The organism is Clostridium sp. MCC328 (assembly GCF_018785465.1).
GTDB classification, from domain to species: Bacteria; Bacillota; Clostridia; order Lachnospirales; family Lachnospiraceae; genus Pilosibacter; species Pilosibacter fragilis.
Map to the genome: position 1 here is coordinate 17272 of NZ_WQPW01000013.1, position 19560 is coordinate 36831.

Genomic DNA, 19560 nt, shown 5'->3' on the forward strand with positions numbered 1-19560 from the left:
TGATCCCCCGCCATTATTTCTTTCCAATCGTCTGTACCGCACCTCTGACACACCATGCGCCTGTCTCATCCACAGTGTAGCCGTCCGGCGTCACACAGTCCGCCAGCATATGTCCGTTTTTCTGGTCCATATAGTAGCATTTTCCATTGATCCAGTTCCAGCCTTTCGTCATCCGCCCGGTCGGTCCCAGGTAATACCACGCTTCTCCTTCTTTTATCCAACCAGTCTGCATTTTCCCCTGGCTTCCGTCATTTGTCTTCTGGAGATAATACCAGCTTCCATCTTTTTCATCGAGAAACCACCCTGTCTGCATCCTGCCGTCAGCCGCAAAATGGAACCATGAAGTCTTTTCCTGTCCTTCTTTCGCATATGGGTTGTAGATCCAGGCCCACTCATTGGCATACGTTCTTCCGCCGGAAACAAATTTCCAGCTTCCATCCTCCTGCTTTCTCCACTCACCGGTGACACTGCCCTTTGGCTGTTCCCCTGTGTTCTGTGCCTTTTTCAGCACACTTCCCGTTCTTCCGCCGCCGGAAGAACGTCCTCCTGAGCTGCCGGACCAGGTCTTATCCACAAGCTCAAACTTTAATTTCACAGGAATCTTTTTCTCCAAAGCCCCAGCACTGACCGTGATCTCGTCCTCATATTCCGCCGTATACGGATATTTCTTCATCCCCTCCGCGATCCAGAATGCCTCCGTACTTACTGATACCGCACCGTTTTCTACCTTTACAGCACCATTTTTTACGTTCCAGTTAAATTCGAAGCTACCGTCCCCATTTCCTTTTAACGCTTCCTGCGGTATCAGCTTTGCCGTAATCTTCTGTGCATCCGCGCCCTGCCATATGACCGCCGGGTTATATCTCGATCCCGTTTTCGTGAGTATCAGGTCAAACACCAGCTCTCCCTGATCCACCTTGATCTCCTCCGGCATCACCACAGTCCTGTCATCTGTCACAAAATCCACTTTCACGCTGCAGACTGCCGACTGGATATTTCCAAGGGCATCCTTTGCCGCCATCACTACCTCCGTGCTTCTTGTTCCACACCCAGTACGTTTCTCATAGATATGTTCCTTATGAGCCGCTTCATCCGCCTCTATGAGATCCAGGATCCATCTCGTATCCTTTTTCGCCATCACCTTTGCGTTCCGGTAATCTCCGTCCGCGATTCCCTCTTCCACAAAACCGGCGTCCACCTGGATAATGGCATTATCGCCGACGGTCCAGCTGATATCTTTTTTATCGAAATAGTCCGGTGTAAAGGATCCTGACAGGATCTGCGGCGCGGATACCGTGATCGTTTCCTGCGGCTTTTTCCTGTCACCGGTCAATGTTCTTGTCACCATAAAATTCAATGCCGCTTTGTCGAGAGTCGCGCCTTCCGCTGCGATCTTCGTCCGGTCCTTGATCTGGAATGTCACCGGGATCCTGCAGTTTGCGGTCACAGACTTCTCCTCAAAGCTGGATGCCGGTCTCGTCTTTGCTGTCAGAACCGCAAGTCCGCCCTGGGTACCGTTTCCGTAGACCGTATCCTCAATGGGGTACCGGTACTGTTTCTTCGCCTGTTCTGTCTCCGCTTTCTCCACAATATCCTTAAAGAATCCTGCATTCAGGTTCAACTCGATGGATGCGCTCTTTTTCGTATATCCGGACTCATCCTCATCATCATTTTTCTTTAAGATGATCAACTCATCGTCATCCACACTCCATCTCACCGCCTCATCGGCGACATCGTTGTTCTTATCGACCACAGCCTGGATCTTCACGTCCTGGACCTTCGTTCCCGCCTCCAGCTTTCCGTTTAAATATCTCGCCAGCAATTTCCCCGCGGTATCCCTCACTTCCGTGGTGATCGACGGGTTCATCCGGTCCCCGGTGCGCTCCTCGGTGACCCGGAAACCAAATTCCTGGGGCTCTACCCGCACACCTGCTGCCACTTTCTTATAGACCGCAGAGACCTCCGTGTCATGTTCCGGCATCACAAACTGGTAGGAACCGCCTGTCTGATAGGTCATCTTCCTTCTACGTCCCAGGGAATCTGTATAGGTCGGCACACCATCCATCTGGAACTTTTCTGTCTCCGTGTTCTTTGGAGCCGTGAGGACTGTAACGGTATCTCCGGCAGCCACCGCGCCCCGGTATGCTTTGTGGAATTCCTTGCTGTAGGCAGACGGACCTCTCGCCGTCAACACCGCCACATCATAGAAATTCCCTGAATTTGCCGCTGTATCCACCTGAAGGACCGACAGCAGATATCCCCGCATTGGTCGTCCCACGGAATTCGGCGCGAAATGATCCGGAGTATAGAGATCCTGTCTCGCCGCAGCCTCGGTATCCACTACATGGAGAACGCCGTTCTCGAGTTCCTCATAGAAATAGAGTTCGTCCTCTTTCTTCGTGTTCTGTCCCTGCACCAATGTGTAGAAATTATCTCCTTTGTTCCAGAAGCCAATATGGGCATCGTAGGTGAACCGATTGTCATCCGAGACACCTGAGCCGCAGACACCGGCTGCAATCTTCTCCTCTGTATCCGCGAACAGGTACGCCACATCCGCTCCGTCCTCAACCCCATAACGGAAGTGGAAGCCAGTATCATGAGTTCCAATAAAAGTTCCCTCGCGCGCCGCACTTCCAAGCCCGGAAGATGCGATGGTCCCCTCAAACCGTGCCACCTTCATCTTTCCGGAAGCGTATTTTCCCGTGATACCGCCGATGGACTGAGAGCCGCTTCCGCCGATGGTTCCCATCACATGCGTATTGAAAATATCCGCGGAATTCTGGAATCCCACGATTCCGCCCACATAGCCGCCGCCCTGGATCCTGGCACTCAGACTGTCCCCTGTGTTCACCTCACAATCCGCGATCAAAGACTCTGCCGCCCGTCCGGCAATTCCCCCGGCAAAGCTCTCCTTTCCGCTTCCCGTATCGATAGCCACATGGTCGGAAATACAGTTTTCCACCACAGAGTCTTCCAGGACATCCGCAATAACTCCACCGGCTGTACCGGTAGTCCTCAATGTACCGTTTACTGTCACGTTCCGGATCACTGAATGTTTCGCACGGCCCGCGAGAATTCCCCCATTCTCCTTTACCGTGATCACATGCCCCGGCTTTACCTTGAGCTCTGTGATCTCCGCGTTCTCCACTGCGCCGAACAGTCCCCCAAAGTCCCAGGACGGCTGGTACATGCGGAAATTGGACACAGTTTTTCCGTTTCCGCTAAAATGCCCCTCAAACGGCGATACTCTTCCGGCCCGCATATCCGCCCCAGTGTGATAGAATCCGATAGGGATCCAGTTCATTCCACCGAGATCAATATTTTTCCCTAACTCAAACCAGGCACCTTTATAATTTCCCGGATAAGTGCCCTCTCCACTTCCAACCTCCATTCCCATGGACGCAAGGACAGCGAGCCCAATGAGGTGCTCCTTCGTTGTGATCTGGTACGGCTTTTCCTTTGTTCCATCCCCAGTTCTTCCACTTAAAAAGCTCATATCGCCCACATCAGCGCCCCAGATCTCCTCATCCGCAGCGAGCACAGCAATATTTTCCACGGCATCCGATGCCGTCGCCGTTCTCTCCGCCGCTGTTTCCACACTTCTCAAAACTGCCATTCCTCTTACCGGTGTTCCAAGCGCCATGCAGAGTCCTAACCCTGCTAACATCATCTGGCTCTTTCTGCCTCTGTTTTTTCTGCTCTTCTTCATTTCTTTTCTCCCCTCTATGCCTGCGGCAGACAGAATGCCGGGCAGATCCCGATCCCAACATCTGACACATCCGCCTGTCTGAAGCATCCATTTTCAAGATCTACAACATACTCCCTGTTTCCATATACAAAACTGCCTCTTTCATCCACCTCATAAGCCGGTGTCCGAAGCCAGAACCCCCTGCTGTAAGAACTTCCCTTTCCTTCCGGATTCCAGATCTCATCCCGATACCGGTATGCTTCCTCCAAAGACAGCAGAAAGAATCTGTCCCTGCAGTCCTGGTATGGCAGCAAATGGCTCTCAAGACCATCCAGACGGCTGTCAGCAAAATCACCATCCCCTGTTTTCCCTGTAAATGCCGTCAAAGCTCCCGTGTATACAAAAGATGCATCTGGAACCGCAGTCTCTGCCTGTTCCCCCAGCCATTCTCTCACCCGGGATTTCTTATAGTTATTGTTTTCTCCAAACGGAAGTAAGATCCGCTCCTCATAAGTACTGTCCACATCGGACCGAATCACATTTTCCGCCAGAAACAGCGCACGTTTCCCATAACTGCCTCTGCCGTCCTGGTAATCATCATCGATACATCGAAACCGGCATACTTTTCCCGCAATCTCCCGCGAGACCACATCCCCGGTCCTCCATGCAGCCCGGTCTTCCTCCTCCCCGAACTTGTCTCCCGTTCCTGGAACGGTATTTTCCCCGGAATCCGGCGCCCGCCCCCGCCATTCAAAGCCGATCCGGCAGTCCGTAACCGTCTCACCGTTCACATTCCTGGTCCCCAGATCCAGCTTTGAAATATTTACCACTCCGGGAAACATCTGCGCGATCACCAGCGTATCGAACGAGCTGTCTTTTCCCGTTACCACAATTTCCTGCCGCCCTTCCCGTTCTGCGGCAGATACCGTCTCCATCAGAAACCGCCTGCCCGCTTCCCGATCCCTCAGGATCACAGGTTCTGCTGTCAGAAATTCTGCCGTTCTCTCCGCCGCGTAGGGAACGAGTTCTCCCCGGCAGCTTGTGAGTACAGCAAGAGAACCGGCCGCAGCAAGCCACTTCGCCACTTTCTTTCGATTCATTTTTCCTCCTGGATATTCCGGCTAAAGCCGCCGGCGGCTTTTCGATAAAGCAGATAATATCTGCCTCCAAAGATTTTTAAGACTTCCAAAAGATCTATTATGATTTGACTGGAACTCCCCAACTGGTTCGTTCCTCCGTTTGTCCATAACTATATCACAGGCCATACCCGGAATCCATATCGGATCCGTAAAACCAAAGCCCCATTATTTAGCCAGTTTCACGAAAATATTTTTGCATTTTCGTCACTTTTACCATACCATTTTTTCACCGATGCCAATAAAAGCATTATTTATAAGCATTTTTCGATGTCAAAAAAGACAGGACATGCCGCGCACGTCCTGCCTTTCACCTGTCTTACCACGTCTCCACCGTCCGCAAAAATTCCTCCATCGAAATCACTCCGGCGCACACAAGATCCGCCAGCTCTTCCCGCATGGTCCGCATCCCCTGTGTCTTCACCACATAATCCTCGATCTCCCACTCCGGCCGGTTTTCCGCAGTCATCTTCTTCAGTTCCCGGTCCATCACAAATATCTCATGAACCGCAGTTCTTCCTTTGTATCCTGTATTCCGACAGAATTCACATCCGCGTCCGCGCCTTGCGCTCCGGATCTTTCTTCCAAACAACTTCTGCTCCTCATTCGTAAGTTCCACCGTCTCCGCACAGTGCGGACATACCTTTCTCACCAGTCTCTGTGCCGCCATGCCGCATAAACTGTCCGCCGTGAGATACGGCTCGACACCCATATCTGCCATTCTCGTGATTCCGCCCGCCGCGCTTTTCGTGTGCAGAGTCGAGAGCACCAGATGACCGGTGATTGCCGCGCGGACACTGATTTTCGCTGTCTCCGGATCCCTCGTCTCGCCGACCATGATAATATCAGGATCCTGTCTCAAAACGGCACGGAGTCCTGCTTCAAAAGTAATCCCCGCCTGTTCATTCACCTGCATCTGGCTGATCCCCGGAAGATATCGCTCCACAGGATCCTCGATGGTCACGATATTCACCGGCTGTTTCGCGAGATATTCCAGGATCATATATAATGTGGTAGTCTTTCCGCATCCTGTCGGTCCTGTAAGATACAGGATCCCGCCCGGACTTCTGAGGATCCTCTTCATCTTCTCATAATTTTTCTCACGCATTCCAAAGGTTTTGCCATGATCGATCTCCGTTTTCATATTCAGGAGTCTCAGCACCATCTTCTCGCCAAAGATCGTCGGGACCACGCTGGTCCTCACATCCAGGCAGATCCCGTCGATCATCTCCTTAAAATGCCCGTCCTGCGGCACTCTCTTTTTCGCAATGTCCATTCCGCTGAGGACCTTCGCCCTCGTCACCAACGGCTGATGCATTTCCTTGTCATATTCCCGCACATGGAGCAGCATGCCGTCCAGCCTCATCCGGACAACCATCCGGTCTTCCTGCGGTTCCAGATGAATGTCACTGGCATTTTTCCGGTATCCCAGATTTAAAAGTTCCTCAAGGAGCTTCACCGCAGATCCGGCCTCTGCCCCATAGTTCTCCATCTCCTGGACCTCATTCTTATTTTCCTGTTTTCCTTCTCCGCCTAATATGCCCAACATCCCATTTTCCTCTTTCTATCATAACTCATTCCCCTCTCGCTGACGCAGACGGTTCGTGAGTTGCTGTCTGTACTTCGGATCCGCGGCTGCCGGGAATTGTATCCAGCACCATCTCCGGTCTGCACACTGCCATTCCTCTCATACAGGTCCTTTTTTCCATCCATCACCCGTACCGTGACAAGGACGCGGCCAGACCGGCTCTCTTCCACCTCAATTTCCGGTTTCAGCGTATCGATATGAAACGCGTCCATGGACAGTCCGTCCAGTTCTTCCACTTCCACAGCACCTGTCTCCAGCCGGTCCGCCACATATCTCCATGCCGCGTCCCCAAGCATTTCTGCCTGCTCCTGTGTCCTTGCGTGATCCAGTACCCACACCGCCATCCGCCGCATCGGAAAGATCATAAGGAGCAGCATACTGAAAAGCAGCATGACGATCATAACCTCAACCAGTGTAAACCCCCGTCTATGACCCTTCTCCATCTTTAATCTTTCCTTTCACCTGTCTCTTCTTCCGAAGTCATGGACACCCAGAATCCCGAGACCTGGACGGTTCCGGTATCCGACGTTTCTTCCGCGAAATATCCCGATTCCAGAAATTCTTCTCCATCAACCGCCAGATGGATCTCTGCCGGCTCCCCGTATTCCGCATCTCCCATATGGCGTTCCAGTCTGTTTCCTGCCTCATAAATCTCCCGATACCGTTTCACGGTCTTTGAATAGCCGGAGACACTGAGAAGCATCGCCTCGGCTACCAGAAGAAGGATCAGAAACGCCGTCATCAGCTCCACCAGTGTTGAGCCATTCTCATTCCGTTTCCATCTCTTTTTCATGGCTTTTCCTCCCCGCTCCGTTCCGCCGAAGACGGCGTACTCACGAAAACAGGTGCCATGGGGATCAGTCTCGACGCACCTTCCTTCCGGTCATTTACAGTACAGACCGCCTGCAGCACAAGTCCTGAACCGTCTTCTTTCCAATAGGAGGAGATGACTGTCTCGATCCTCTTTTTCTCCCCATTTCCAGTCTCTGCCCACACTGCCGCCTCCGTCTCCGGAAGTCCCTCCGGTCCCTGTAATTTTTCAAGGATTCCTGTCGGCTCCTCCTGACACATATTCTCCACAAGGATCTGCACCACCGCCTCGGCTGCCAGCCTCGCTTCCGTTCCAGCAGCAAAGTTCAATGCTGAACGATAGCGCCTTGCCCCAGACGAAAAGAGAAGTGAGGTAAATACCGTGACAAACAGCACGGTCACCAGAACCTCCGCCATCACAAATCCTTCGCTCCGGTTCTTTCTCACCGCCACTCCCTCCTTATCGAATACTTCCATACATGTTCCACATCGGCTCCATGATTCCAAGGATCAGGATTCCGGTAAAGATCCCGATCAGCAGGATCATTACCGGTTCCAGCAGGTTCACCAGCTTATTCAGCGCCAGATCCGACTCATGTTCATAGCTTCCCGCGATCCGCTCCAGCATTTTATCCAGGTGACCCGCCTCTTCTCCTGTAACGATCACCGCCGCCAGTTTCTTTTCAAATCCACCACTCTCCCGGATTGCCTCGCTCAAAAGTATTCCGCTGCTCACACGCGCCATGATCGTCCTGATCTCCCGGTCCAGATACATGTTTCCGATCGTTCCTTCCGTATATTTCAGGCAGGATGTGATCGGAAGTCCACTGGAATAAAGGCTGGACATGTTCTCACAGAATCTTGCCGTACAGATGATCCTTATCTGCCGTCCGACCACCGGAAATTTGCAGATTACCCGGTCATAGCTGTAACGAAACCATACTCTTTCCGTCAGGATCTTCCATCCTGCCAGGATCATAACAGCCGCCACTGGCAGGAAATAGCGGTACGCATACAGAAAATGGCTGATCCCCATGAGGATTCTTGTAAGAAGCGGCAGCGTCACATCCACCAGGATCGGCTCTAACGTCGGCAGGATCTCCAGAAATACGAACAGCATTAGAAAGATCATCATCAGAACCAGGATCTTCGGATACAAAACCGCGCTGCGGATTTTTCCCTCTGTCCTGTGTTCTTTCTCATAATGGACCGCCAGCCGTGCCGTCGTCCTGACAAGCTGGCCGCTCATCTCCGCTGCCCGGATCATCTGGATCGCCGGTTCCGGAAACCGCCCGGTTTCTTCCATGGCATCCCCGACGGTCTTCCCCTCGGTCATGAACGCTCCCAGTTTTCGACACGCCAGGCAGAACTCCCGGTCGGTATCATCCTGCTGCATGATCTCCAATGTTTCCGGAATTGATAATCCCGACTCCACCAGGACAGAAAACTGCCTGAAAAACTCCGACAGCCTTTCTGCTCCAAGCTTTTTACGCTTTTTCATACAAAGCTTTCCCCCCTATTTCCGTGCTGGGCGTAGTCGCCTGCGGTAAAACAAAACGGTGCAGTTATCCACTGCACCGTGTAAAATCAATATTTTTATGATGTTATTTTACGGAATCTTACAAAACTTGTCAATGTATTGTCCGCAGACGGTCTACTTTCAATATCTTCGCCGTTGCTTCGCATTCCAAATCGGCAAATCCACTACCACCACTGTATTGTACGACTCATAGCCGCACCACCCGGTCACACACCTTCTCCAGAAACTCCGGCGAATGGCTCACCGCAATCATCCCCATCTCCCGGCGCTTCAGTTCCTTCAAGACAAAATCCCAGATCTGTCCCTGTGTAATAAGGTCCAGCATCGTCGTCATCTCGTCCGCGATCAGAAGCTCCGTCCGTCGCCCCAACGCTCTCGCAATACAGAATCTCTGAAGCTCGCCGCCGGAGACCTCCACTGGGAACCGGTCTTTCCAATCGTCCCGGATCCCAAGTCCCGCCTCGATCCGTGCCCGCTCGCTGGGATTCTCAAAGGTCCAGTCGCCTTCCTCCAGAACCGTACTCAACCGTCTCTTCGGATTCACCGAGAGTTCCGGATGCTGCCATACCATCTGCACCGGGCAGTAGCCACGAAGCTCAAGAACCGGCATCCCGTCCACAAGAACCTCCCCCGAATCCGGCCTCTCGTACCCCGCCAGAATCTTGCAGAGCGTCGTCTTCCCGTATCCGCTGGGCGCCATGATCCCCACACTCTCTCCGGGTTCCACCGTAAGGTTCACATGATCCAGGATCTGTCTCGTCCCTTTTCCATATTTAAAAGAAATATCTCTCGCTTCCAGCCTCATCTGCCGTATTCCTTTCGCATGTCCTCTAAGATCTCCCCCATATCGCAGAGCTGTTCCCCATCCTTCTTCCAGTTCTTCGGCATGGACCGAAACAGCGCCTTCGTGTACGGATGTTTGAGATTCCTCTCATCCTGAAATGCCGCCGCATCTGTCTCCTCGACGACTCTGCCGCCGTAGAGCACGATGACCCGGTCAGCTGTCAGGAGCGCCAGCTCCAGGTCGTGGGTGATCAGCAGCACGCCTGCCCCATCGTCCGCCATCTCCCGGAAATGTCCCATGACGCGGGTTGCCGCCTCCAGGTGAAGTCCCGGTGTCGGCTCATCCGCGATGACGAGCTTTGGCTTCTCCATCACCGCCGTGGAGATCAGGACACGCCGCGTCATGCCGCCGGAGAGCTGAAATGGGTATTTTCCCCGGATATCCGGGGCTAAGCCATAGCGCTTCAGCACCGCCAGGCATTTTTCCTTCACAGAAACATCCTTTTTCCCGTTCTGGATCTGATCCCCAATCTTCATAAGCGGATCCAGGTAAGAAACGCTCTGGGGCACCAGAACGATCTCATGTCCCCGGAGGCTTTTGACCTTTTTTTCCGTAAGCGGCTCCCCAAGAAACCGTATCTCTCCGTCCATTTCACTGTTGTATGGAAGAATTCCCATGATCGCATGGGCCAGCAGACTTTTTCCCGAACCGCTGGATCCCACCACCGCGACGATCTCACCACTTTTTATTTCCAGGTCCATCTTCTCCACCGCGTGGATCGTCCGCCTGGAAAATCCCCGTTCATACTGGGTGAAGGTGACGGAGAGGTCCTTAACTTCCAAAATCGTATCATTCATCTTCCCCGCCTCCTTACTCATGAACACTGCCCGGATCCAAAAGTCTGCAGAGTTCCTGTCCGATATAATGAAACAGAAGCACGGTCCCAACGAGGAAAAGTCCCGGGAACAGCGCCAGCCACCATTTTCCCATAGCCAGATATTTCATGCTTTCCGAAAGGATAACTCCGACGGCCGGACTCTCGGAAGACAGACCGAAGCCCAGGAACGTGATGCTGGCTTCATGCAGGATCGCATGGGGAAACATGAGCACCAGGCCCGTGATAAACTGCGGAACAAGATTCGGTGCCATATGGGAAAACGCGATGTAAAATTTCCCTTTTCCAAGCTTTTCCGCGATCTTCACATACTGACTCTGCTTCAGCTGCAAGACCTCCCCGCGGATCAGCCGCGCCAGGGATGCCCAGTGGGTAAACGCGATTCCGCAGACAACACCCCAGAATCCACGCCCGCAGGCAAAGGAGATCAGGATCAGAAGCAGCATATGGGGAATTCCCATGACGATATCGATAAGCAGCCGCACCGCACTGTCCACGAACTTTCCGAAGACCGCCGCGCTGAGTCCCAATATAAAGGCCATCACCGCGCTGACTGCCGCCGTCAGAAGTCCGATCCGGATACTCAAAGAAAGTCCCGCAACTGTCCGCACGAACATGTCACGTCCCATCCAGTCCGCTCCAAAAGGATATTGTATACACGGTGCCAGATTTTTTCTCGTAAAATCCGTCCTGATGGCAGCTTCCTGCCAGAAACTTCCGAGCACCGCAATGACCGCTAACAGCACAGCCGCCAGGATCAGAAGCGCGAAGCTCTGTATTCTGCGATTTTTCTTCATCAGCGCTTCGCCCCCTCTCTGATCCGCGGGTCGATCACGCCGTAGAGAACATTCGCCGCAAGGTTTCCCGCCGCGACGATCACCGCTGTAACCACCGTGATTCCCAGAAGAAGCGGCACATCGCTTCCAAGTCCTGCCGTCACAGCCGCCTGGCCCAATCCCGGATAGGAAAATACCTGTTCTATAAGGACGGAGCCGCCGATGATCTCACTCACCGACGCGAACTGCAGCGTCATGGCCGGCAGAAGAATGTTCCGAAGTCCATGACGACGTAAGATCGACCAGTCCGACTCGCCTCTGGCTCTCGCGAACAGCACATAGTCGCTCTCCATGACCTCGATGAGCTTTTCCCTCGTGTGCAGGGCGATGGAGGAAATTCCCGTGATGCTGAGAGCCACCACCGGGAGAATCGCATGGCGGATCCTGTCCGCAATGGAGATCTGCCCGGCATCCATGCCGATGGGCACACTGAATCCGATGGGAAACCAGTGAAGCTTCACCGCAAATACCATAAGCAGCACCATTGCCACCCAGAATGCCGGGGTGCTGGCCACAAACAGGGAATATCCCGTCACGATCCGGTCCATGATCCCACCGCGCTTTTTTCCTGCGAGAACGCCGAGGAAAAAGCCAAGAATACCAGAAAACAACCATGCCGTGAATAAAAGCCAGATGGAATTCATGACCTTCTCCCCGATGATCTCTGCCACCGGACGGCGATATAAAAGGGATGTTCCCATATTTCCGTGGAGAAAGTCTTTCAGCCAGTTCAGATACCGCTCCACCGGAGGCAGATCTGTTCCCCAGTAGCTTTTCAGCTTTGCGATCTGCTCCGGGCTCATAGAGCCCAGAGCCGTCTGGCCGACATTTGTCTGAAGCGGATCTATGGGTGAGACTGCCAGGAGCACAAACGCCAGAATGCTCACCAGAAGCACCATCAGACACATCCGCACTGCCTGTCTGCCAAACCACAGACCCGTTTTCTTTATTTCCATGTCCACTGGTCGACATTGTTTACGATCGACCAGCCATGTCCATGTGGGTGAAGTTTCTGTTCTGCCACCTGCAGACCATCCTTCACCCAGTATAAATGATCAATATTTACAAGCCAGATCCACGGAAGGTCACCATCCTGGGTAATTCCAGATGTTCCGTCCCACTGGGCGTTTTTCCAGAGTTCATAGGACTTTTCCAGGTCGCTCTCCGCCAGGGCCTCGTCCATATATCCGTTCACCTTTTCGTTTGCATAAGGGGAATACTCCGCGTATTCCTTTCCCGGTGCCGTGTGGTAAATATTGTAAAGTTCCATCGGTGTGTGGGCACCCCATCCCCACATAAGCGGTGTGGACTGTGCCCGGTCATAGGCCGTATCCCAGCCGACGCCCTCTGTCGTCACCTTGATTCCGATCTCTTTCAACTGGTTTGCGGTGTCCTCCGCAAGTGCCTGGCGGACGGAATCCCCTGTCGGATAGAGCATGTTGAACTCGGCGCGGACACCGTTTTTCTCCAATATTCCATCACTTCCGGCAAGCCATCCGGCTTCCTTTAAGATTGCTGCCGCCATATCCGGATCATAATCCACCTCCGCTGCCTCATTGTACCACGGCATCTGATCACAGACACTGTAGGCCGCTGTTCCGTATCCGTTCAACACATGCTCGATCATCTCATCCCGGTCGATCGCCAGGTTGATGGCCCGGCGCACATTGATATCGCTGGTGAAATCATTTCCCAGCGGCACTCCGTTCTCATCCGTCTCCCCCGCCGGGATCGCCGGCAGGTTGAAGCCGCGGTTGTCCACGGTCTTGCAGGCCAACAGGGAAAATCCATCCACGGTCTGGTCGGAATATGCCGCGGAAGTGTAGGCGAGATCCACCTGCCCGGAGAGCGCTGCCGCGTAGGCGGCGTCCTCATCCATAAATAAAACCGTCACCGTCTTCATCTCCGGCTCATCCCCGTAGTAGTCCGGGTTTGCCGTGAGGATCACCTGCTGCCCCTTATCCCACTGTTTCATGATGTAGCGGCCGGAGCCGATAGGATTGGAACCATAGTCCGGTCCATAAGCATGTTCCGGGACGATTCCGGTAATTGCCATCGTATATGGCCATATGGAATACGGGCGGGTCATATCAAATTCCACAGTGGTATTGTCGAGGGCTTTTGCCTCTTCTAACATCGTAAAGTCATTGACAGAACTGGTATCCCGCAGTGTATTGTAGGTAAATGCCACATCCTCCGCTGTCAGCGGTTCCCCGTCCGTAAATTTTACATCGTCCCTGATCGTCACGGTCCATGTCATGCCATCATCACTGACGTTCATATCTGTCGCCAGATCATAACCGATCGTCATATCTGCCTTTGTGACCGTCAGTGTGCTCTGGATCAGCGGCTCATGGACATGTTCCCCCGCGCCCCATCCGTATGCCGGGTCAAATCCAGCCTCAGGCTCAGATGACGGTCCCATTACAACGATAACAGAATCTTTTTCATTATCCTGCTCCACCCCGGCAGCTGCTTCTGTATTCTCCGCCGCAGACGACTTTTCCGCGTTTAAGGTTTCTGTTGCTCCCGAACTATTTCCGGCACAGCCCGTCAGGGAACATACCATAGCAGCGGCGGTCAAAGCCGTCACTATTGTCTTTATTGTTTGTTTTTTCATGAATTTATCCCCGTTTCTATGTTTTTTAGTACCTAAAAATATCCAAAGCCTCACACAACTAAAAATACCAGAAAGAGGCATACTTTCTGTATGCATCAACCTTCCTGGTATTGTATTATTTGTCTCTATAGACTGTGCATCTGGCTCCGATGCCATGCGGCAGTAAATATTTCTCGGTTTCAACCGCCTTGGGCGGGGAACTCTTTTATGAGTATGGGCTTCAGCCACATAATAGTAATATTATAGTAGACTTTTTTTCAAAAATCAACGTTTTTCCGGTCCATGACCTTGCAGAACGCGATTCCCGCCGCCGTGCTGGCGATGGTCGCGAGAAGCGCCGGTCCTGCGATCGCCGCCGGGCTGACACTGCCGTACTGGCTGCGGTAGGCGATCATGTTGATGGGGATGAGCTGGAGTGAGGAAATATTTACGATCAGGAACGTGCACATCTCATTGCTGGCAGTGCCCGACTGTCTCGCCAGACTGCTCTGCCCTGCCGTGTTTTTCCTCTTATCCGGCGCTTTTTCCGCCCGCCGCTCTTCCTCCAGCTTTCCCAGCTCTTCCATCGCCTTTAACCCAGCCGGTGTCGCCGCCCAGCCGAGCCCCAGCATGTTCGCGATCATATTTGTCGCAATATATCTCCCCGCCGGATGTCCGTCCGGCAGGTTCGGAAAGAGAAACCTTATCACCGGCCGCATCTTCTCTGTCAGCGCCTCGATGAGTCCCGCTCTCTCCCCAATCTTTAAGATCCCGCACCAGAATGACATGATCCCCAGCATTGTGACTCCCAGTGTCACCGCCTCCTTCGCCGAGTCCAGCAGCCCGTTCGTCACTTCTCCCATATTTCCATGAAACGCCGCCCAGAAGATCCCGGCTGCCATCATTCCTGCCCAGAGCATATTTAACATAAAAAGATCCCACATTTCTGTCAAAGTCGGTGACATTTCGGCCGCCTGCACTCGAAGCGCAGATACGCCAAACCACCACCTGAATTTCTTTATCTTATGACAGAAATACGGGATCTATGAACTTTATAAAACTGCTTTCCTGAAAATTTATATTCTGGCTGATTCACATGATCTGCACAACAGCCTCTCTTAGTTTTTTACTCTCCGCACAGCGCCGCCATAACCTCCGGCACCGTCTCGATCTTCTCACAACGGTATGCGTTGCTTCCGCAGAACAGCAGCGCCTCATCAATCTTTCCTTCTGCGGCGTTGATCAGCGCTTTCGTGATGCAATACGGTGTTTCCGCCGGATTACAGTGTTCCAGACACCGGAAGCATCGCTCCACCTTCACCGGTCCCTGAGCAACACGCTCTAAAAACTTATTTTTGATCGCTCTGCCCGGCATTCCAACCGGACTCTTAACGATCACAATGTCTTCCTCTTTCGCGTTGATATATGCCTCTTTGTATGCAATATCCGCGTCACATTCTTCAGTCGTCACAAATCTTGTCGCCGCCTGGATGCCCTCAGCCCCAAGCGCAAACTGGTGCAGAACGTCCTTATGGTCGAAGATTCCTCCCGCCGTGATGACCGGGATATGTTTTTTGTACTTCTCCGCAAAGCTCTTCACCGTCTCGATGATTCCGCGGATCTCCTTATCATATGCCGGTTCATCGAAGGTCTCCGCCACATGATCCGTGTCAGCTCCAAGCTCAGCAAGCTGTTCTCTGGAGAATCCAAGATGACCGCCCGCGCATGGTCCTTCCACTACGACGAAATCCGGTGCTGTGTGGTACTTTCTGTCCCACATCCTGCAGATCACAAGAGCAGATTTCACAGAGGAAACGATGGGCGCGATCATGGTACGCCGCTCTTTCTTTTCAGAACCTCCGTTCTCATTCTCCGCCTCCGCGACAAATTTCGGCATGTCGATCGGGAGACCGGCGCCGGAGATGATCACGTCCGCTCCGGCTTTCACCGCCTCTTTCACATAGGACGCGTACTCCTTCGTTGCGACCATGATATTAAAGCCCAGAATTCCCTGGGGCGCTTTCTCCCTGGCTTTCTTAAGTTCGGAATGGATCGCTCTCAGATTCGCCGCCATCGGATTTTTTCCGAAATCCTGATCCTTAAATCCGATCTGGGCTGTGGAAATGATTCCGATTCCGCCCGCCTTCGCGACTGCTCCGGCTAAGGACGAAAGGCTCACGCCGACCCCCATTCCTCCCTGGATCACTGGGTGCTTCGCCACGAGGTTCCCTATTTTTAATGGTTTCAGACCGATTGCTGCCTCCATATTTCCTCCTAAATTATAACTCCCCGTATTTGTTCCATCTCTAACATGACCATATGCTGGTCCGCACGCTGCTGAAGCGCTGCCTAAAATTTCCGGAATCTCTCATACCGGCGCTCTGCTAACGTCTTCCCGTCAAGCTGTGTCCACGCTTCAAAGAACTCCTCCATGGCATTCTCCATAGTCTTCGCGATCTCCGGAAGCGTCTCAGGGTCTGCCGGTTCCGGCTCCGGGATCACACGCTCGATAATTCCGAGTTCCTTTAATTCCGCCGCGGTCATCTTCATGACCCGCGCCGCCTCGTCCGCACGCTTGCTGTCCTTCCAGAGGATCGATGCAAAACCTTCCGGGGAGAGAACAGAGTACACCGCATTCTCCATCATCCAGACCTCGTTCGCCACAGCCATGGCAAGCGCTCCGCCGCTTCCGCCCTCTCCGATCACGATGGAGAGCACCGGAACGGTGAGATCTGACATCTCAAAGAGATTTCTCGCGATGGCCTCTCCCTGTCCGCGCTCCTCGGCTTCCAGTCCGCAGAAGGCTCCTGGGGTATCTACAAAGCACACTACCGGGCGTCCAAATGTCTCCGCCTGCTTCATGAGACGCAGCGCCTTCCGGTATCCGTCCGGGGACGGCATTCCGAAGTTGCGCTTGATGTTGTCCTTTGTATTCTTACCCTTTTCCTGCCCGATCACTGTCACAGGCATTCCGTGGAAGGAAGCGATTCCGCCGACGATGGCACCATCATCTTTGCAGTAACGGTCTCCATGGAATTCCATAAAATCATCGAAAATCGCGTTGATATAGTCCGTAGCCACCGGACGGTCCGCCTTTCTGGAAAGCAGGACGGAATCCCATGCGCTGCGGATCGCTCCTGCTGCCTTTCCGGAACCATGATGCGCTCTCTTCGCAGAAGAATTCTGCTCTTTTTCCTCAAAAGCCGCCCTGTCAACTGTGTTTTCCGTTTTCCAGTCCGCAAGACATCCGCTCTCCGGCTTCTTATGAAGCTTTAAGATCATCGCCAGCGTCTCTTTTAATTCCTCACGCTTCACGATCTTATCGACAAAGCCGTGCTCCACAAGGAACTCCGCTCTCTGGAAACCTTCCGGCAGCTTCTGCCCGATGGTCTGCTCGATGACACGGGGTCCCGCAAAACCGATGAGTGCCCCCGGCTCCGCGAGGATGATATCTCCTAACATCGCGAAGCTTGCCGTAACGCCGCCCGTTGTCGGGTCCGTCAGGACACTCACATAAAGCTGTCCCGCCTCATGATGTCTCTTTAAAGCCGCAGAAGTCTTTGCCATCTGCATCAGGGAGACCATGCCCTCCTGCATTCTCGCGCCGCCGGAGCAGGCGAAAAGGATCACCGGAAGCTTTTCCTCCGTGGCGCGCTCCACGGCTCTCGTGATCTTTTCACCCACGTTGTGGCCCATGCTGCTCATCAAAAATCTCGCGTCGCAGACACCGACAACGGTCTTCTGTCCGTGGATCGTGCATGATCCGGTGACGATGGCCTCATTGAGCTGTGATTTTTCACGGGCTGCTGCAAGCTTCTTCTCGTATCCTGGGAAGCTTAACGGATTGGAGACCTGCATGAACTTGTCCCACTCCTCAAAGCTTCCCTCATCCGCGATCATCTCGATCCGGCGGTACGCATGGACACGGAAGTATCCTCCGCACTTCGGGCAGATATAAAAGTTCGCCCTTACATCGTCCGTGTAGATCGGCTTTCCGCATTTATTGCACTTTTTCCACAGCCCGGCAGGAATCACCGGCGCGTCCTCCTCTGCCGTTCTGGCAGATTCCTTTTCTCCCGCACGGTATTTCATATCGATCTTCGTATATGTTTTTTTAAACATATCCCTTAGCATATATAAAAGCTCCTTTCAAGACTATGGAAATTGCACGTTCAGCCATGCAGTCTTCTTGTTTTCATGTTCCATGAAAACAAGAAGCTCGTGGCGTTCCGCATATACATAGTTAGTCATAAACGTGCTTATGCAAGCAAGCTTGCAACACACGTCTATGCCTAACTATGTGCATGGCTGAACTGGTATAATCCTATTCTTTGGTGTACTCCGGAAAATGCGACGGAATGAAGTTTGTATCCACATTTCCCGACTGAAAATCCGGATCGCTTAAAATATCATACTGGAAATCCAGATTCGTATTGATTCCCTCGATGACAAGCTCCCCGAGGGCGCTGCGCATCTTCGCGATGGCGGACTCCCGGTCCTTGTCCCGCACGATCAGCTTTAAGATCATGGAATCATAGTTCGGCGGGATCCGGTAATTGTTGTAGACCGCCGTGTCCACACGGACTCCCCGGCCTCCCGGGAGATGGATATCTGTGATCATGCCCGGACATGGCATAAAGTTCTTCTCCGGATTCTCCGCGTTGATCCTGCATTCGATAGCATGTCCGGAGATCTTAATGTCTTCCTGACTGACAGAGAGCGGTTCCCCCGCCGCAATCCTGATCTGTTCTTTGATGAGATCCATGTCCGTGACAGCCTCCGTCACCGGATGCTCCACCTGGATCCTCGTATTCATTTCCATAAAATAGAAATTTTTATCTTTATCTAAAAGGAACTCGATGGTTCCCGCATTCTCATATCCGACCGCCTTTGCCGCGCGGACTGCCGTCTCACCCATCTTTTTCCGAAGCTCCCCGGAGATCGCCGCTGACGGGGATTCCTCAAGAACCTTCTGGTGTCTCCTCTGGATCGAGCAGTCGCGCTCACCGAGATGGACCACATTTCCATAACGGTCGCCTAAGATCTGGAACTCGATGTGGCGCGGATTCTCCACAAACCGCTCGATATACATGGTATTATCGGAAAATCCCTTAACGGATTCCATCTGGGCATTTAAGAAGTTCGCCTCAAAATCTTCCTCCGACCTCGAAACGCGCATTCCCTTTCCGCCGCCGCCGCTGGACGCCTTGATCATCACCGGAAAGCCGACCTCTTTCGCGGTCTTAAGGCCTTCCTCCACAGTGTAGACCGGCTCTTTGCTTCCCGGAACCACAGGAACGCCCGCCGCCATCATAGTTTTTCTCGCCTCGGACTTATTTCCCATCTTGTTAATGATCTCAGCTGACGGTCCGATAAAGCGGATATTGCACTTTTCACAGAGCTCCGCGAAGCGGGCATTCTCGGACAAAAATCCGAAGCCCGGATGGATAGCATCTGCCTTCATGACAACGCATGCGGTTAAGATCCGCTCCATATCGAGATAGCTCTCCGTGGACGGCGCCGGTCCGATACAGATCGCCTCGTCCGCAAGAAGTGTGTGCAGTGCGTCCCGGTCTGCCTCGGAGTAGACGGCAACCGTCTTGATCCCCATCTCCCGGCATGCCCGGATGATCCGAACGGCGATCTCGCCGCGGTTTGCGATTAAAATCTTCTGAAACATCTCT

Annotated in this window: 16 protein-coding genes; all 16 read right to left on the bottom strand. The window is 53.0% G+C overall.

Annotated elements, in window-relative coordinates; genetic code table 11:
- Positions 1-13: 13 nt before the first annotated feature.
- Positions 14-3709 (bottom strand): FOG: Glucan-binding domain (YG repeat), encoded by a 3696-nt coding sequence (locus tag GPK83_RS02170; RefSeq protein ID WP_015553953.1) that lies wholly within the window; start codon positions 3707-3709, stop codon positions 14-16.
- Between the two features lie 14 nt (positions 3710-3723).
- Positions 3724-4788 (bottom strand): hypothetical protein, encoded by a 1065-nt coding sequence (locus GPK83_RS02175; protein WP_015553952.1) that lies wholly within the window; start codon positions 4786-4788, stop codon positions 3724-3726.
- A gap of 355 nt (positions 4789-5143) precedes the next feature.
- Positions 5144-6373, bottom strand: a complete 1230-nt coding sequence (locus tag GPK83_RS02180) for a GspE/PulE family protein (RefSeq protein ID WP_117483887.1) — start codon at positions 6371-6373, stop codon at positions 5144-5146.
- Positions 6358-6855, bottom strand: a complete 498-nt coding sequence (locus GPK83_RS02185) for a prepilin-type N-terminal cleavage/methylation domain-containing protein (RefSeq protein WP_215703892.1) — start codon at positions 6853-6855, stop codon at positions 6358-6360. The genes GPK83_RS02180 and GPK83_RS02185 overlap by 16 nt, the downstream gene beginning before the upstream one ends.
- A 2-nt stretch (positions 6856-6857) precedes the next feature.
- A complete protein-coding gene (locus GPK83_RS02190) occupies positions 6858-7205 on the bottom strand; it encodes a type II secretion system protein (protein ID WP_117503760.1) in 348 nt (115 codons plus the stop codon).
- Complete coding sequence (locus GPK83_RS02195; protein ID WP_117469950.1) at positions 7202-7699, bottom strand: hypothetical protein; 498 nt, start codon at positions 7697-7699, stop codon at positions 7202-7204. Before GPK83_RS02195 ends, GPK83_RS02190 begins: the two co-directional genes overlap by 4 nt.
- A complete protein-coding gene (locus GPK83_RS02200; protein WP_215703893.1) occupies positions 7683-8723 on the bottom strand; it encodes a type II secretion system F family protein in 1041 nt (346 codons plus the stop codon). The genes GPK83_RS02195 and GPK83_RS02200 overlap by 17 nt, the downstream gene beginning before the upstream one ends.
- A gap of 226 nt (positions 8724-8949) precedes the next feature.
- Positions 8950-9567: an ATP-binding cassette domain-containing protein gene (locus tag GPK83_RS02205; protein WP_215703894.1), complete on the bottom strand. Its 618-nt coding sequence runs from the start codon at positions 9565-9567 to the stop codon at positions 8950-8952.
- Positions 9564-10403, bottom strand: a complete 840-nt coding sequence (locus GPK83_RS02210; RefSeq protein WP_117503756.1) for an ABC transporter ATP-binding protein — start codon at positions 10401-10403, stop codon at positions 9564-9566. The genes GPK83_RS02205 and GPK83_RS02210 overlap by 4 nt, the downstream gene beginning before the upstream one ends.
- 13 nt (positions 10404-10416) lie before the next feature.
- On the bottom strand, positions 10417-11238 hold the full coding sequence (locus GPK83_RS02215; protein WP_215703895.1) for an ABC transporter permease: 822 nt from the start codon (positions 11236-11238) through the stop codon (positions 10417-10419).
- Positions 11238-12233, bottom strand: coding sequence for an ABC transporter permease (locus tag GPK83_RS02220; protein WP_215703896.1), 996 nt, complete (start codon positions 12231-12233; stop codon positions 11238-11240). The genes GPK83_RS02215 and GPK83_RS02220 overlap by 1 nt, the downstream gene beginning before the upstream one ends.
- Complete coding sequence (locus tag GPK83_RS02225; protein WP_215703897.1) at positions 12224-13897, bottom strand: ABC transporter substrate-binding protein; 1674 nt, start codon at positions 13895-13897, stop codon at positions 12224-12226. The genes GPK83_RS02220 and GPK83_RS02225 overlap by 10 nt, the downstream gene beginning before the upstream one ends.
- Before the next feature lie 257 nt (positions 13898-14154).
- Positions 14155-14805, bottom strand: a complete 651-nt coding sequence (locus tag GPK83_RS02230) for a nucleoside recognition protein (RefSeq protein ID WP_215703915.1) — start codon at positions 14803-14805, stop codon at positions 14155-14157.
- A 197-nt stretch (positions 14806-15002) separates the two neighbouring features.
- Positions 15003-16142, bottom strand: coding sequence for a nitronate monooxygenase family protein (locus tag GPK83_RS02235; protein WP_015553941.1), 1140 nt, complete (start codon positions 16140-16142; stop codon positions 15003-15005).
- An 83-nt stretch (positions 16143-16225) separates the two neighbouring features.
- Entirely contained in the window at positions 16226-18010 is a 1785-nt protein-coding gene (locus GPK83_RS02240) for an acetyl-CoA carboxylase carboxyltransferase subunit alpha (RefSeq protein ID WP_215703898.1), read from the bottom strand.
- A 190-nt stretch (positions 18011-18200) separates the two neighbouring features.
- Positions 18201-19556, bottom strand: a complete 1356-nt coding sequence (locus GPK83_RS02245; RefSeq protein ID WP_117503752.1) for an acetyl-CoA carboxylase biotin carboxylase subunit — start codon at positions 19554-19556, stop codon at positions 18201-18203.
- Positions 19557-19560 lie beyond the last annotated feature (4 nt).

Excerpts from the sequence above, each read along its gene's own strand:
- GPK83_RS02220 (WP_215703896.1), bottom strand. The coding sequence starts at position 12,233 with ATGGAAATAAAGAAAACGGGTCTGTGGTTTGGCAGACAGGCAGTGCGG.
- GPK83_RS02225 (WP_215703897.1), bottom strand. The coding sequence starts at position 13,897 with ATGAAAAAACAAACAATAAAGACAATAGTGACGGCTTTGACCGCCGCT.
- GPK83_RS02200 (WP_215703893.1), bottom strand. The coding sequence starts at position 8,723 with ATGAAAAAGCGTAAAAAGCTTGGAGCAGAAAGGCTGTCGGAGTTTTTC.
- GPK83_RS02190 (WP_117503760.1), bottom strand. The coding sequence starts at position 7,205 with ATGAAAAAGAGATGGAAACGGAATGAGAATGGCTCAACACTGGTGGAG.
- GPK83_RS02245 (WP_117503752.1), bottom strand. The coding sequence starts at position 19,556 with ATGTTTCAGAAGATTTTAATCGCAAACCGCGGCGAGATCGCCGTTCGG.
- GPK83_RS02215 (WP_215703895.1), bottom strand. The coding sequence starts at position 11,238 with ATGAAGAAAAATCGCAGAATACAGAGCTTCGCGCTTCTGATCCTGGCG.
- GPK83_RS02180 (WP_117483887.1), bottom strand. The coding sequence starts at position 6,373 with ATGTTGGGCATATTAGGCGGAGAAGGAAAACAGGAAAATAAGAATGAG.
- GPK83_RS02185 (WP_215703892.1), bottom strand. The coding sequence starts at position 6,855 with ATGGAGAAGGGTCATAGACGGGGGTTTACACTGGTTGAGGTTATGATC.
- GPK83_RS02230 (WP_215703915.1), bottom strand. The coding sequence starts at position 14,805 with ATGTTAAATATGCTCTGGGCAGGAATGATGGCAGCCGGGATCTTCTGG.
- GPK83_RS02210 (WP_117503756.1), bottom strand. The coding sequence starts at position 10,403 with ATGAATGATACGATTTTGGAAGTTAAGGACCTCTCCGTCACCTTCACC.
- GPK83_RS02170 (WP_015553953.1), bottom strand. The coding sequence starts at position 3,709 with ATGAAGAAGAGCAGAAAAAACAGAGGCAGAAAGAGCCAGATGATGTTA.
- GPK83_RS02235 (WP_015553941.1), bottom strand. The coding sequence starts at position 16,142 with ATGGAGGCAGCAATCGGTCTGAAACCATTAAAAATAGGGAACCTCGTG.
- GPK83_RS02205 (WP_215703894.1), bottom strand. The coding sequence starts at position 9,567 with ATGAGGCTGGAAGCGAGAGATATTTCTTTTAAATATGGAAAAGGGACG.
- GPK83_RS02195 (WP_117469950.1), bottom strand. The coding sequence starts at position 7,699 with ATGGAAGTATTCGATAAGGAGGGAGTGGCGGTGAGAAAGAACCGGAGC.
- GPK83_RS02240 (WP_215703898.1), bottom strand. The coding sequence starts at position 18,010 with ATGCTAAGGGATATGTTTAAAAAAACATATACGAAGATCGATATGAAA.
- GPK83_RS02175 (WP_015553952.1), bottom strand. The coding sequence starts at position 4,788 with ATGAATCGAAAGAAAGTGGCGAAGTGGCTTGCTGCGGCCGGTTCTCTT.